Annotated in this window: 4 protein-coding genes; all 4 read left to right on the top strand. The window is 34.1% G+C overall.

The annotated features are described in order from the left end of the window. The first annotated feature begins 23 nt into the window (after positions 1 to 23). Genes TYM08_RS17650 through cysC form a run of 4 tightly spaced genes read left to right on the top strand, consistent with a single transcriptional unit; the run spans position 24 to position 17,523 of the window. Positions 24 to 1,634: an MBL fold metallo-hydrolase gene (locus tag TYM08_RS17650; protein WP_422380467.1), complete on the top strand. Its 1,611-nt coding sequence runs from the start codon at positions 24 to 26 to the stop codon at positions 1,632 to 1,634. A 34-nt stretch (positions 1,635 to 1,668) separates the two neighbouring features. Next, positions 1,669 to 12,825 (top strand): amino acid adenylation domain-containing protein, encoded by an 11,157-nt coding sequence (locus TYM08_RS17645; protein ID WP_422380466.1) that lies wholly within the window; start codon positions 1,669 to 1,671, stop codon positions 12,823 to 12,825. After that, positions 12,825 to 16,871: an amino acid adenylation domain-containing protein gene (locus TYM08_RS17640; protein WP_422380465.1), complete on the top strand. Its 4,047-nt coding sequence runs from the start codon at positions 12,825 to 12,827 to the stop codon at positions 16,869 to 16,871. Before TYM08_RS17645 ends, TYM08_RS17640 begins: the two co-directional genes overlap by 1 nt. Further along, complete coding sequence (gene cysC / locus TYM08_RS17635; RefSeq protein ID WP_422380464.1) at positions 16,864 to 17,523, top strand: adenylyl-sulfate kinase; 660 nt, start codon at positions 16,864 to 16,866, stop codon at positions 17,521 to 17,523. Before TYM08_RS17640 ends, cysC begins: the two co-directional genes overlap by 8 nt. The last annotated feature ends 10 nt before the right edge of the window (positions 17,524 to 17,533 follow it).

The raw sequence follows: 17,533 nt of genomic DNA, 5'->3' as shown, positions 1-17,533 counted from the left end.
GAATACCTACAGGAATTTAATTGATGTCTAACCAAATGATGTATTTGAAAGAAGATGTGTATTTTGAACCATTATTTAATCATTGGTATGCATGGCCGTATTTAATGCCGCCTGCCTCTGCTGCAAGGCATGTGGTCAATACACACAGACGTGTCATGTTGTCTTTTATTAATAACTATAAATTACATATCATGGCTTCAAAAGAAGCGGTACTTGCAGGTGGCGAATTTTTAAACTGCAAAGAAGAACAAGTTGACGATATTAAAGCGTTGGTAAACGAACAAGCCTCAACCTGTGATGATTTAATTCAACTGTCCGACGCCATTAAAGACATGGACGAACTTGTTTTTAGTCATACCAGTGGTGAGTCCATTGAATATTTATACGCAAAAGTACCTGAGATGTTAAAAGGTTACGTTGAAATATTTATGGATATGGAACACCGAGCGGGATATCGTTTTATAGAATCGTTGTTATATAAAAGTAAATTTTATAAACCCAATCTTCAAAGTTTAGCGTTTGGGGTGTTATCAAAAGTAGGGGAAAGGCCATTTGTATTAAGTACGCCTAGACTGCCTGATGATAATCATTTGCATATAAATGAAAATTTCACCTCACAAATTGTAGACACAATATTCAAATCTCGTGAAATACCGATTTCAACTCAAACCATCGAACAATGTTTTACGCATTTAAATATGTCCGGGGGTTTAACGTATAAAGATTTATTTACTACAGAAAAACCTGAAACCAAATATATCCCTGTTACATCTGGATTAAGGTTAAGTTATACAGGACATGCTGGTTTTTTAATTGAAACACCCGATGTCTCGATAATGATTGACCCTGTGATTGCTTGTAAAAATGACAATGATCCTGAAGAAATGATTGGCTTTAGTGATTTGCCTGCACAAATAGATTACATATTGTTGACACACACACATATGGATCACGTGTGTATCGAAACTTTATTACAGCTTCGATACAAAGTTAAAAAAGTATTAGTGCCAAGAAATAACGGTGGAAGCATTGTTGACCCGTCTATTTCTTTATTACTAAGACAGCTGGGTTTTAATGTCAGTGAAGTCGACGACTTAGAAGAAATTCCATTCGCTAATGGGCAAATTGTAAGCATGCCATTTTTAGGGGAGCATGGGGATCTTAATATTCGATCAAAAACCGCTTGGTATATTGAAGCGTTTGGTCGTAAATGCTTTTTTGGTGCTGACTCTTCTAATCCTGATCCAAGATTGTATGAACATCTCGCGGCAATTTATCCTGATATAGATGTACTTGCCATCGGAATGGAATGTGTCGGTGCGCCTTATACTTGGATTTACGGTGCGCTTCACACTAAAAAAGTGCCAAAAAATATTAAACAATCTCGTCGATTAAATGGATCAGATTTTGAACAAGCGTTGCCTATGGTTTCAGCGTTTAATGCCAGTCAAGTATTTATCTATGCCCTAGGTTTAGAGGTTTGTTACAAATATTTTATGGGCATTGTGTACGATGAAAATTCCATGCAAATAGTGGAATCAAATAAATTGCTAAATGCTTGTGAAAAAATGGGCATACCTGCTCATGCACTTAAAGGTAAACGAGTGTTAACACTTGATCCAAAAACAAATTAGAAAAATTTAAATGTCAATGAATAGGGAAGGTTGAATGAACAACATCAAGCAAGTGATATCAGGCCACGCAGTTACCGCAGCAAATAAAACGGCCTTCACCTTTATAGAAGAAAATGGCACTCACAGTCATATCACCTTTAAAGACCTACATTTAAGTGCATTGAACATTGCAAGTAACTTAAAAAAACAACGGGACAGCAATGATCGTGTTGTTATTTTATTACCCCAGGGTCTGGAATACGTACAAACTTTTTTAGGATGTTTATACGCAGGGGTGATTGCGGTTCCTTTATTTCCACCCGTTAGTAAAAAACACTCAGGCAGAGTCGATGCTGTCATACAAGACTGCACGGCGTTAATTGCAATTACAACTGATCATCAAAAAGAAAAAATCAGTGGCATTTTAGATAATATTTTGATCAAAGGATTTTCTGAATTAAGTGTAAATAACAACAGTGAATTATTATCAAATGATGAAATAATAATAAATGAACAGGACACTGCTTTTTTACAATACACATCAGGCTCTACTGGAAACCCAAAAGGCGTGATGGTTAGCCATCAAAATATCATTGCAAATATTCATGCTATACAAACTGCGAGTCAGTGCAGCCAAGACGATGTGTTTTGTAATTGGTTGCCTTTATTTCATGACATGGGGATAATAAATACTTTGTTATTACCTGTGTATACAGGTGCTCATTCTGTGTTGATGTCATCGGCTCATTTTATGAAATTACCAATTGTCTGGTTTGAAGCCATCACTCAATATAAAGCGACTGCATGTGGTGGACCTAACTTTGCCTATAACCATTGTGTAAATAAAATAACTGAAAAACAATTAACGAATATTGATTTATCTTCATGGAAAATGGCGTTTAATGGGGCGGAACCCATTAATGATGTCACGTTAAATGAATTTTCAAATATATTTGCAAAAGTCGGGTTTAAATCATCCGCGCTTTATCCTTGTTATGGCATGGCTGAGGCCACGTTATTTATTTCAGGTGGTAATGCTTGTGAAAATATCATTGTTAATGCTTTTGAAAAAGAATCATTACAAAATAAGACAGCCATACTTTCAAATAACAAAATCAACAGTTCTAATTTAGTCGCCTGTGGTCAAGCAGCCAAACAACATAGTATTAAAATTGTTAATCCTCAAACCAAACAAAAACTTAACGACGGCCAAATTGGTGAAATTTGGTTTGCAGGACCTAGCGTTACAAAAGGATATTGGAATGATCAAAATAAAACCGATGAGACGTTTGGTTTAACATTAATTGGGGATACGCATAAATATATGCGTACAGGAGATTTAGGTTTTTTCTTTGATGATCAATTATATATATCTGGTCGAATAAAGGACGTCATGATTGTTGCGGGTAAAAATTACTATCCTCAAGATTTTGAATTAATTGCAAGTAAATCAAGTGAAGGATTCGCCCTTGAAGGTTGTGCTGCATTTGAACTAAATGGTGAAACTACCATTATTCAAGAAGTGCATCGTCATGTTTTGAAAAAAATAGATTTTGACAAATCAAGTCAATCGATAGTGTTAGCTTTGTTTGAGTCCTTTGACATAATGCCTCATGACGTTGTGTTTATAAAAGCGGGCACACTTAAGCGTACCTCAAGTGGTAAGATTCAACGATCATTAATACAGCAAGAATATATCGAAGATAAAATCGATTATTTATATTCCAAACTAAAAAATACAGCACCAAAAATTGAGTATGAAGCGCCAATCACCAACATCGAAAAGCAATTATGTCAACTTTGGCAAGATGAGTTGGATGTAAAGCAAGTTGGGCTTAATGATAATTTTTTAAGTTTAGGTGGACACTCATTACTTGCATCAAATTTAGTTGCAAGTATCCGTAAAGCGCTAGGTTGCGATCTAACATTAACGGATTTATTCGAAAGTGAAAATTTAAAAGACCTTGCTTTAAAAATTGAGTCAGCAGCACCTATTAACGAAACATTAAATATATCGACGCAAAAAAGTGCACAGCCACAAAATCAACTTTCATTTGCTCAACAACGATTATGGTTAACCGACAAAATAGCAGGCAGCAGTAATCAATATAATATTTGTCGGATATATGAGATCAAAGGGGATCTTAATGTTGATGCATTAAATTATACATTTAAATCCATAGTGCAAAGGCATCATGTTTTACGCACTGTATTTGATTCAAGTACCTCGATCGAGCCTAAAGTACAATTATTAGACAATGAACATTTTAAAATACAGTTTCACGATTATTCATTATTAGATTCAAATACAGCGACTAACAATATTGAAGATTTGATTTTAAACCAAACCAATCAAGTGTTTGATCTGGCTTGCGATTTTATGCTGCGAGTGAATCTAATTAAAACACAAGCTAATGCTTATACCTTAGTGTTAGCTATGCATCATATTGCAGTAGACGGTTGGTCGCAGCATGTGTTAATTAATGAACTTAATACTATTTATCAAGCTTATATCCAAAATAAAACAGATGCCTTACCTGAGTTAACTATTCAATATTCAGATTATGCGGCATGGCAAAGAAATTGGATGAAAGGTGATGTGTTAACCAATCATATGGATTATTGGAAACAAAATTTAGAAAATATACCCGAAGTGCATAATTTTCCTTTAGATTTTCCAAGACCTAAAAATCAAGATTTCACGGGCAAGCATCATTACCATGAAATAAGTGCACAGACTCAACACAGGTTAAATTTATTAGCCAAGCAAAAAAATGTCACCCTGTACATGCTCATAAATGCTGCATTTTCATTGTTGCTTTCACGTTATTCAAATGAAACCGATATAGTGATCGGCACACCAGTTGGTAACAGAGATCAATCTGAGCTAACCGGTTTAATTGGTTTTTTTGTAAATTCCATAGTTGTACGCACAGATGTATCTAAAACTTTAACGTTTGATGCATTATTAAAAAATACGAAAAAAAATCTATTATGTGCTTATGAGTATCAACAACTGCCTTTTGATAAATTAGTTGAGCAATTACAAACAAACAGAAATTTAAGTATTTCACCGTTATTTCAAATTAAATTAGCATTGCAAAATAATGATAAAGGCTCAATCAATCTTAATGATTTAACCTTTAAAAACGTACAGCAGTCTCATAGTGTCGCATTGCATGATATTAGTTTAGATGTGCATGAAAACACAAAAGATGGAGAATATTTAGGCTTAACCTTAGATTGGGAATACGCCACTTCGTTGTTTAAACAAAACAGTATTGTCGAATTATCTAATAACTTTGAAGCATTATTAAATCAATTAATAATCAATCCAGAATTAAATATTTGTGAATATGAATTATTATCAGATCAAACTCACGCACAAGCATTATTAGATGGACAGCCAAAAGTAAATGTTCAACGTCCCACAAAATTTATACATCACGATATTGAAAAACAAGCAGTTAAACATCCAAATGATATTGCCGTTTGTTTTAATAATGAAAAAATAAGTTACCAAGAGCTAAATGAAAAGGCCAATCAAGTGGCTCGATACTTACTTGAACAAGAGGTTGTACCTAATACTTTAGTAGGTATTTGTATTGAGCGCTCAGTTGAAATGATTATTGGCATAGTGGGTATTTTAAAATCAGGGGCTGCGTATGTACCGATTGACCCAAGCTACCCAGAGAATCGAATCGATCATATTTTAGATGATTCAAAAATTGAAATAATATTAACTGAAGCAGAGTTAATGTCTGAGCTTTCAATTGAAGAGCTTAAAGTCTTACCTTTAGATGAAGATTTTTGGGATGCTTTTTTAGGCGGGTATTCAACTGAGAATTTAAATACTTCTGAAGTAGACTTAAACGAATCCGACTTGGCTTATATTATCTATACATCAGGCTCAACGGGTAAACCAAAAGGTGTGGCGGTATCTCATCAAAATTTATCATATTCAACTCATGCAAGAACATCTGCTTATGCTAATAATCCAACAAGTTTTGCGTTGTTGTCATCGTTTTCGTTTGATAGCTCTGTTGTTGGTATTTTTTGGACGTTAGCAACCGGCGGACAATTAACATTAATTGAAACTAAAAATGGGATAGATCCTAATGAGTTTCAAGCCATTTTAATTAAACAAAATATCAGTCATTTTTTAACTTTACCCAGTGTTTATTTAAATTTAATTCAAGCTAACATTGAAGCACCAAAATCTTTACAAATGGTTTTGGTCGCAGGTGAAGAATGCTCAACAGAATTAGTTAACAATCATTTCAAAAATGATGGCTGGCATCAAGCACGGTTAATTAATGAGTACGGTCCAACTGAGGCGACCGTATGGAGTACTTATTACGAATGCAAACCATCTGATATGGGTAAGGTGCCCATTGGTATTGCAGCGCCTCATTGTGAATTATATGTACTGGACGAGCATAAAAAGTTATGTCCAACAGGAGTGATCGGTGAGTTGTATGTTGGCGGACCTGCGGTTGCCAAAGGGTATCTGGATCAAAAAGAATTAACACTTGAAAAATTTGTAAATAATCCATTTTCTAATAATCAATCAAACATGTATAAAACCGGGGACCTTGTTAAATGGGTGTCTAATAACGGTAAAAAGGTGATTGAGTTTGTAGGACGTATCGATAATCAAATTAAAATAAGAGGTTATAGGGTTGAGTTAAGTGAGATCGAATCCACCATTTTGAATTTTTCTGGAATAAGTGAAGCGGTTGTTGTCGCTGTGGGTGAACCTAAGCAATTAGTTGCTTATGTTAAAGCTTCAAATTCAAGTGACAATAATATACAGGCAGCACTTAAACAGTATTTAAGTAATCAGCTGTCAGATTATATGAACCCTAGTGCGATTATGATGCTTGAGAATTTTCCCACAACGGCCAATGGTAAACTGGACAGAAATAAATTACCTGAGCCCGAGTTTAATAATTCCACAACAAATGAATACAAAGCGCCACAAACAGATATAGAAAAAACACTTTGTGATATTTGGCAGGGTTTGCTTCAAATAGAAAAAATAGGCATTGATGATAATTTTTTCTCTATTGGTGGAGATTCCATTCTTTCAATTCAATTAGTCGCCAGAGCAACAAAAGCGGGTTTGTTTATTACTGTTCGCCAAATATTTGAATGCCAAACTATTAAAAAATTAGCCACTGTTGTTAATACAGAATCAAAAGTAGAGGCGCCTCAAATACCCACTGAGGGTGAGCAAATTTTATTGCCTATACAATATGAATTTATTAATGACGAGCAAACTGATAAACATTATTACAACCAGTCGTTGTTATTAGAAATTCCTGATGATTTTTCAATACAAATATTGAATCAAACAATCATTGAAATATATAAAAGACATGACACCCTTAGATTGTCGTTTTCTGAAAACAGAGGTGGCTTAAACGCAACCTATAATGAACTTACAACACAAATGACACAACGGGTTGTAAAACAATACGATTTATCAGGACTAGAAAAACAAGAATGGCTAAGCAAAATTGAAACGCTATCCATACAAGAAAAATCCAGTTTAAATATACACTCTGCGGACTTATTTCGTGCGGTATTATTTGACGGTGAAAACAGAAGATTGTTACTAACTATGCATCATCTGGTGGTTGATGGTGTGTCTTGGCGTATTTTATTACAAGATTTTTCGACGATCTTTGAACAGCTAACCCATAATCAAGACGTTGCGTTGTTACCCAAAACTTCGTCATACCAACAATGGGCTGAATATTTACAAGAGGTAGCGAATAGCGATTTTCTACAAAATGAGAAAAAATACTGGGAAAATATTATACAAGCCACAGTTTCTAGTTTAAAACCATCGAACAAAATAATAGATTCAGTTGCAGAATATAATGAAATTGATATACAGCTAAATGAAGTGGATACGCAATTATTACTGAACAATACATCGAAAAGTTATCAAACCAATATCAGTGATCTTTTGTTATCGGCTTTATATCTCGCGCTGAATCAAACCAGTGGTGATTCAGTTTTTAGAATTGACTTAGAAGGCCATGGTCGAGAAGACTTAAACCAGGAACTAAATTTAGGTGAAACAGTGGGTTGGTTTACAACGGTTTATCCATTTTTAATGAAACTAGACCCAGCTGATGATGTTAATAATATTGGCAACATCATTAAATCAATTAAACAAAATATTAGAACCATACCCAATAATGGCATTGGATTTAGCGCCTTAAATACTTATGCTGAATCGATTAGTACAAATAACGCAACACAATCTGAAATTCTGTTTAATTATTTAGGACAGTTTGATCAGGTATTATCCAAAAGTGAAACATTTACATTAGCAACTGAAAGCACAGGTGCAGAGCAAAGTGAAAACAGACAAAGAAATCATCCATTAGCCTTTAATGGTTATGTCAGTGCTGGCAGTCTTAAGTTTTCGTTAACGTATAACCGTGCAGCATATTCTAAACAAACGATGTTGAAATTAATTGACAGTTTCAAATCATCTATTGTGCAAATTATTCGTCATTGTCAAAATAACGAGCCGTTAGGGTTTACACCAAGTGATTTTCCACTGGCATTGATTGATCAACCCTTATTAGATCAACTGCATTCACAATACCCAAATATTGAGAATTTATATCCAGCAACAGGTATGCAGCAAGGTTTATTGTTTCACAGTAGTTTGGATCGATCCGCGTATGTCACTCAGTTAAGTATTGGGTTAAAAGGACAGCTAAATATCAGCGCTATGCAAACTGCATGGATGCAAGTACTTAAGCGACATGCTTGTTTTAGAACTGTATTTGTTAATGATAACGCATTGCAATTAGTATTAAAAAATGTGATTTTGCCGTTTAACCAAAACGATTTTTCAGATTTAAATCAAACAGAACAACCGGTTCGATTTAATCAATTTTTAGATGAAGACAAAGCATTAGGTTTTGATATTACAACTACGCCACTAATGCGCATTACTATTTCTAAATTCGCAGCGGATCAATATAAATTAATCTGGACAAATCATCATGCATTGTCTGATGGTTGGTCGATGCCAATTGTATTTAAAGAAGTGTTAAGTTTGTATCAATCCATTAATAACAATGAATGCTCAGATCTTTATGAGGTGAAACCTTATGAAAATTACATTGCATGGATTCAAAATCAAGACAGTAATTTATCGCAAGAGTTTTGGGTTAATGAGTTAGCAATGGTGTCATCGATCACTGAGTTAAATTGCTCTATTGGTTCAACTGAATCAAAAGCGGTTATTGCAAATAAAAAGAGCTTTAAAAATCAATACGGTAAACAACCGTTAACATTAGATACCACCCAAACTAAAAATTTATTAAACATTACGCAATTTCATCAAGTGACATTAAGTACTATTGTGCAAGGTGCATGGTCGTATTTGTTACACAGATACAGTGGCGAAAATACAGTCATATTTGGTGAGACCATATCAGGGAGACCTGCTGATTTAATTGGTGTCGAACAAATGGTGGGTTTATTTATTAATACGTTGCCAGTGGTGGTTGATTTTAACCAGAGCGATAATATTGGTGAGTTTTTACAAAATCTACATAAAAACAGTATTGCAAGATCTGAGCATGGGTATATTCCATTATCTAAAATTCAAGAAAAAAGCCCCCTTGGTAATAATACTGCGCTGTTTGATTCACTGGTAATATTTGAAAATTACCCAATTAATGAGTTAGCAAATAATGCATCGTTAGGTTGTGGTTTTGAAATTGAAGACATTCAAAACTCAGAAGAGACCAATTATGGTTTAACGTTAATGGTGACCCCTGGCGATCAGTTGCATTTTGAATTGGCATATAAGCGTGACTGCTATAACGAAAAAATCGTGCTTAAGTTATTAAAAGATTTAAATACAATTTTAGATAGTTTTTGGAATGTTGATATTAAATTGCTTAGCGAATTATCACTGACATCAAGCAATGATCAAAACACATTAGAAAAGTGGAACCATACTGATTTTAACTATCCAAAAGATCAGTGTTTTCATGAAATATTTGAACAACAGGCTGCACAATTTCCTGATTCCATTGCCGTTTGTTTTAATAATAATCAATTAAGCTACAAACAGTTAAACGAAAAATCAAACCAACTGGCGCATTATTTAAAAACAATGGGTGTCAGCGTTGGCACACTTGTGGGTTGTTGTGTTGAACGATCATTAGATTTATTAGTAAGCTTACTTGCTATTCACAAAGCAGGCGGGGCATATGTGCCGCTTGATCCTGAATATCCAAAAGCAAGACTTGAGCATATGGTTAATGACTCAGCTTTACGTTATTTGATTTCAAATCAATCGGTTTTACAGGATATTGCTGTGAATCATGTCGTGAACTTAGATAATGAAAAACAACGCCTTAGTATTTCACAAATGCCTATCACTAATTTGTTGGGTCATAAAAATGGATTAACGGCTAAAGATTTAGCCTATGTGATTTATACATCAGGTTCCACAGGCTTACCAAAAGGAGTAATGGTTGAGCATCAAAATTTAAATAATTTTTTACATTCAATGCAACATAAACCAGGTTTAACCTGTAAAGATACATTACTTGCGGTGACTTCAGTGTCATTTGATATTCATACTCTTGAGTTGTTTTTACCATTATTAACAGGTGCTCAAGTTATTATTGCATCACAGCAAGACGTAAAAGATCCAGTACGACTAGAAACCCTCATCAATAAATATCAAGTCAATATCATGCAAGCAACCCCATCCACATGGAAGATGTTGATGCAAAATGATTGGACACCTAGTTTGCCAATAAAAGTGTTATGCGGCGGTGAAGCGTTAAGTGTGGAGTTAAAAAATAATCTATTATCGCAGTCATGTGTTGAACTATGGAATATGTTTGGCCCCACTGAAACTGCTGTATGGTCAAGTGTCCAGAAAATTGAAACCTCCGTATTAATAGGCAAACCCATCGCAAATACACAGATGTATATCTTAGATAAACATCTAAGACACACACCAATGGGTGTGGCGGGGCAGTTGTATATTGCAGGTGACGGTGTCACACGAGGTTATTTAGGCCAAGATTCATTAACCCATGAAAAATTTATAACTCATCCATTTACAAAAGATTATTCATCAAAACTGTATGCAACCGGTGATTTAGTTAGATATAGCGCATTACAAGATGGCACGATTGAATATTTAGGCCGTATCGATAATCAAATTAAAATTCGAGGCTATCGGGTAGAGCTTGGTGAAATTGAAAGTGTTTTATTAACACATGAATCAATCAGTGAAGCCGTAGTGATTGACTCAATCCTAAACAATGGCGACAAGTCTTTATTTGCATGTGTTGTAATTACAGGATCAACTTTAAATAAAAAAACAATAAATAAACAGACAGTCAACAGTGTTTTAAATTCATATCTTTCAAATGCCTTGCCAAATTATATGATTCCATCTGGATTTATGATTGTTGATGAGATTGCATTGTTGCCTAATAAAAAAGTAGATAGAGCATTTTTGAGTACTGTGATTAAAAACCAACAACCGCTTAATTATGTTGTGCCAGAATCAGACACACAAAAAACGTTATGCGCTATTTGTGAGAAATTATTAAATATTAAAAAAGTCAGTCTTTTAGATAACTTTTTTGCATTAGGCGGTGATTCATTAAGTACGTTGGTTTTTGTACGTAACGCCACTGAAATGGGGTTGAATTGCCCGCCACAAATGTTGTTTGAATATTCAAATTTTGCAGAGCTTGCCAGTGCTATTGATCATAAAACAAATGCCAATAGAGATCATATCATTGAAGATCGTTTAATCGGTGAGGTGCCATTAAGTGCCGCGCAACACTTGTTTTTTGAATATATTAAAGTGAATCCAAATATTGCAAATATTGGTGTGGTTACTGAGTTTAAATCTGCACTTAATATTGAATTGTTAGAAAAATCGTTGTTAATTATGGCTAATCATCACGATGCGCTTAGGGCAAAATTTGAATTTAAACAAAATAAGTGGCATCAATTTTTAGTTAATCCTAAGGATTTAAATATTGCCATAGAGCAAATAGACTATTCGGCAGAAACGCAAACAAACCAGCAAAACTTAATTCACAAGCATTTTGAAAAAAGTCGCTCTGATTTAAATTTAGGCGTTGCGCCATTGTTAAAGATATTTATTTTTAACTGCGGAGACGATCAAGGATTTATCGTAAAAATAATGCTGCATCATTTAATTGTTGATGGTTATTCGATTAATATATTTTTTGAAGATTGGCAAAAATGCTATCAATCATTAGTGATGGGGCAGGCTTATACAACCCCTCAAAAAACCGCAACCATGTACGATAATGTAAATTACTTTATTGATTTTACAAATCAGTTGGATGCTCAACAAGAAATTGAATACTGGTCAAATTTACCTTGGGATCAAGTGGCGCGTTTTGCTTTAACTAAACAAAAAGCAAACGATGAAGCCTCAATGCAAAATCTAGATAAGGTATTAAGTGTTGAATCAACCGAAAAATTATTGCAACTTTCTCAACACTTAAAGATACCAATGGTTGATATTTTAATGTCAGCTTTAAGCAATGTATTAACTACCTTTGCAGATTCGAAGTATCTTGCATTAAAAGTATTGGATTCAGGTAGGCAATCAGACAGCTCAAGTATTGACCTGTCTTCAACTATTGGGTGGTTATCAACTAATAGAGTATTTGTTTTAGAGGCAAAAAACGTAACTGATTCACAACCAAACAATTTAAAAGACGGATTGAGGTTTGTGCACAATCAAATTCAAAACACATCCCATAAAGGGTTCAGTTATGAATTATTGCGATATTTTCATCATGATCAAAGCATTACTGAACAAATTAAAAATCTACCCAGACCAAATGTATTGTTAAATTATGCTGGGGTTGTGCCTACTTATGATTCACAAGCATCAAGGTTGTTAAGTGAATTAAAATATATTGATGATGCTATTATTCCTTGGGTTAGCCCTGAAAATGAACGAGACGAAATATTTGGATGTTTCTGTCATATTAGTGACTCTCAATTACATATTCGTTGGAAGTACAGCGAGAATTATTACAGTCCTGCCCAAATGAATTCATTATTAAAATCATTAACTGATTACCTACAAGCATTGGTAATTAATGATGTGGATACTCAAACATTTAATGTTATTCAAGAAGAGAACATATAATGAGTGAATTAAATAATATTTCAGATGCACAGAATATTGATGAGCTAATGGATAAACATTCCCAGTCTTTTGAGTATTGGGAAAAAAAGTTATCGTCAAGTTCACAATCTAATCTTTTTTATAAAAAAGTGAATCAAGATTTAAGCGCTTTGCATTTAAAAGTTAAATACAGTCAGGTTATGGATCAGGCTATATCAAACCTATTAATGCAATTTTCTGTTGAAAATAAAATAGAGTTAGACTTAATTCTACAGTCGTGTTTTTCATTGTTGTTAAACCGACACCAAAACGAAATAGGCGAACAACAAAACTCAAGTGTTTTTGCCATGCCAGCAAAAGCAAAGGGGGTTGAATATATACAGCTGTTTAACAGCGATATTAATGTTGATCATCATGTTTTTGATTTATTTGATAGTCAGCTTAATCAAATTAAAGAAGCGTCATTCCATGATTTGTTGCCTTTTACCAGTATTTTAAAGGCAGTGACCAAACGCTTTAAATTAGTCACAACTGATCCGTTTAGCATCATGCTTTCTATTAATAATAAAACGCTAAACCAATATGATGCTTTGGAAAAATTGTATCCCTATACCGATTTACATCTTAATATTGATTATACAAATAATGAAATTAAACTTAATTGGCTGTATGCAAGTGAATGTTTCAATAGCGAAACTATTAGCAGTATAGTTAATCGATTTGAGTCACTTTTATTTTCATTAATAACGGAACCCACTACAAAGCTTGTTGAGCATTGTATTTTAACCGATGCAGAAAAAAGCGACTTAATTCAATGGAATCAAACAGAGTATAAAAGAGAGCACAGTTTATGTGTCCATGAGTTATTTGAGAAAAATGTTTTAACTCAACCTCATAGTATTGCCGTTGAATTTGAAACTGAATCAATTAGTTATGAACAACTGAATATTCGCTCAAATCAATTAGCGCATTTGTTAATAGATCACGGTGCGTCACTTGAGGACATTATTGGTATTTATGCGACTCGATCCATTGAGATGGTGGTTGCTATTTTAGCCATTCAAAAAGCGGGATGTGCGTATTTACCGTTAGATCCTGACTTACCGATAGAGCGCATTCAATACATGGCTGAAAACTCAAAGCTAAATAGTATTGTCACTCTTTGTGAGTTAGGCACTCAATTATTAAGTTTAGAAAATATAGATCGTTATTGTTTAGATGATCCAGCAATATTAAAAAAATACTCAAAAAACAATATTTCAACACAAGCTATTGGTTTATCACAACAAAACTTAGCTTATGTGATTTATACATCAGGAAGTACAGGACAGCCTAAAGGGGTTGAATCGACTCACTTAGGTTTAATGAATCGAATCAGTTGGATGCAATCTCAATATCCAATTACAGACCAAGATAGTATTTTACAAAAAACACCGTTTAATTTTGATGTATCTGTTTGGGAGTTTTTATGGCCACTGATGATTGGCGCCAAACTTGTTATGGCAATCCCTAATGGACATAAAGATCCAAACTATTTAGAAAATATCATTCATTCAAAAAATATAAGTGTGTTGCATTTTGTACCATCGATGCTGACAAGCACGTTGTCGTTAATAAACTGGCAAGACATCGCTTCGCTAAAATATGTTTTTTGCAGTGGTGAGGCATTATCGAAATCAACTGCTGATGCGTTTATGGATGCTAATCCATTTACTCGTTTAATTAATCTTTATGGGCCAACTGAAGCGTCCATTGATGTCAGTTATTGGGAATACACAAGAGCAATAGAGCACAAAGTGATTCCAATTGGGCGTCCTATTGATAATACAAAATTGTTTATATTAGACAAACATTTAATGCCTGTCCCAAATGGTGTAAGTGGTGAGTTATATATTGCAGGAGATGGGCTAGCCAGAGGGTATTTAAATAATTCTGAATTAACAAGTGATGCATTTGTGCATGTTAGTTTAAATAAAGCTCAACAAAATATTGGTTTACCAGCAAGACTTTATAAAACAGGCGATATTACAAAATGGATTGCAAACCCACAAACCAATCAATTAGAAAATATTGAATACATTGGCAGAATGGACCAGCAAATTAAATTACGTGGTTTTCGAATAGAATTAGGTGAAATTGAATCATTGATTATTAATCACGATGCAATTAAACAAGCAGCAGTTATGCTTTCTAAATCGAAGCAAAATCTAATTTGTTATGCCGTAGCTGTTGCTAATCAATTAAATAATCAATCTCAAGGCGAGCTTACTCAGTTAATTAATGAGTATATTAAACGCACGTTACCTGAATATATGGTGCCTTATACTTACGTGTTTTTAGACTCGTTACCCTTGAGCCCAAATGGAAAAGTTAGCCGTAAAGACTTGATTGAACCTGTTATAGAGCAGGACATGAACAATGACTATGTTGCGCCGTCTAGCGAATTTGAACAACAACTGTGTCAGATTTGGCAAGTGCTATTAAATGTTGAAAAAATTAGCGTCAATGATGATTTTTATAAATTAGGTGGCAATTCCATTTTGTTAATTGGCTTAATTTCTCAGTTGCGTACGTTGGGTTTTGATTTTGTCGTACAGGACATTTTGCAAAATCCAACCATTAAGCAGCTTGATTGTTTATCTAAACATAGAGTTCACAAACCTGTTAATAATGAACAACTTAATTTAAATGATACTGTGTTTAGTTTACCTAACAGACAGATGTTATTTAAAGGGCCGTTTAAACATCATTGGAATATGTCTGGTATTTTAAAGGTGATAGAGCCAAATTTTGAATATTTAAAGCAAGCGTTACAACAAATACTTAACGAACATGTTGGGTTAACGCATCAATTTTTTGTTGATGAAAACGATCGCGTGACTGAAAAAAAAGGCGCAATTGATCATTCAAACTTATTAAGTCGCGTAGATTTATCTTATTTTGATGATGAAACCAAACGAATTCAGCAGGTTGAACAGCTATCGGACAGTTATCATTTTAAGCTTAATTTATCAAAAAAACTGTTTAAGTTTGTGTTATTTGATTTTGGTGAAAGCACACCTTCAAGGCTGTTAATTATTATTCACCATGCGCTTATGGATGGGTACAGTGTCCCGTTATTTGTCAGTGAATTAACCTTTCGTTATCTATCTTTGGTAGCAGGTATGAAATATGACGCGCCTGCTAAAACCAGTTCGGTGAATGAATGGGGTTATGCGCTGCATCAATATGCAAATAACCCGCTTAATGTTAAAGCCGAAAGTGATTATTGGTTGTCTCGCTCTTGGCATAACATTAACACTTTAATGGATGACACTGACGGATATAAAAAAAATACCTCAGGGGATAAAACCTTATATGGCACTGAATTAAACTATGAAATTAAGCTGGCTAAACCATTAAGCGAATATTTACTCAATCACTTAACTGAAGTTGAATTAGGTGAAGATGTGATTATATTTTCTGGGTTTTCTCAAATAATCAGTGAATTAACTCAGTCCAATACTGCTTATTTTGAATTAGTGGTTAGTGGTCGAGGTAATATCGTGCCAGGAACCGATGCTTCTAGAACCATCGGACATTTTGCTGAAAATATGCCTGTACTGTTAGATATTAATCAAAATGATAATATCGTTGACCAAGTGTTATCAATGGCTAAACAACTGCATAATATTCCCCATGCGGGAGTGGGTTTTAATGCCGTAAAGTATTTAAATGATAATCCAATTATTAGAGATCAATTTCAAAATTTAGCCAGCGCCGAATTTAAAATTAACTATATACCAAGTGCATTAATGTCAAATCCACAACCAACTAACATGCATTTGCCTTATCACTTGATGACACCCACTCAAGAAAGTACTGGGCGAGCGTTGGATCCAGAGTTATCAGAATTGCCTAATCCTATTTATATCGCCATTACCATCGAGAATGGTCAATTTGTGTTTAATTTAAAATACAGAAATAATATGTATAATGCACAAACCATTGAATTATTGATGAAAGGTTGGATCAATAAAATAGAATTAATTATTAGCCATCTAACAAAAGGAAGTGAGCATGTCTGATAATATTACATGGCACCCAATGAATATCACAAAACAAGACCGAGCCACTCAAAAACAGCAAATTCCCTGTGTCATTTGGTTTACAGGACTTAGCGGTTCTGGAAAATCCACCATTGCTAATTTGCTAGAGCAATATTTGTATCATTGTGATTATCATTGTTCGTTATTAGATGGCGATAATTTAAGACACGGATTAAATAAAGATCTAGGGTTTTCAGAATCGGATAGAATTGAAAATATTAGAAGAGCAGGGGAGGTTGCCAAATTATTAAGTGATTCGGGTTTGATGGTGATATCGGCTTTTATTTCACCGTTTCATAGCGAAAGACAATTAGTGCGTGAATTGTTTTTAAATGATCATTTTATTGAAATTCACGTTGATGCGTCATTGTCAGTATGCGAACAACGAGATCCTAAAGGTTTATATGTAAAAGCAAGACAAGGCCAAATTACAAATTTTACAGGCATTGATTCAATTTATGAGCCACCTAAGAACCCAGATATTTATTTAAATACAGATAAACAAAGCCCAGAAGCCTGTTTAGAAATCATAATAAACGTATTGAATGAAAAAGGGTTGTTAGTGAATAAAGACAAATTATCAAAAAATGAAAAGTTAGCGGCAATGCAAACCACTTTTGTTGATGGCTGATAGTTGAAGG

This window comes from Marinicellulosiphila megalodicopiae (assembly GCF_045862395.1).
GTDB classification, from domain to species: domain Bacteria; phylum Pseudomonadota; class Gammaproteobacteria; order Pseudomonadales; family Natronospirillaceae; genus Marinicellulosiphila; species Marinicellulosiphila megalodicopiae.
This window is presented reverse-complemented; position numbering and strand designations above follow the sequence as displayed.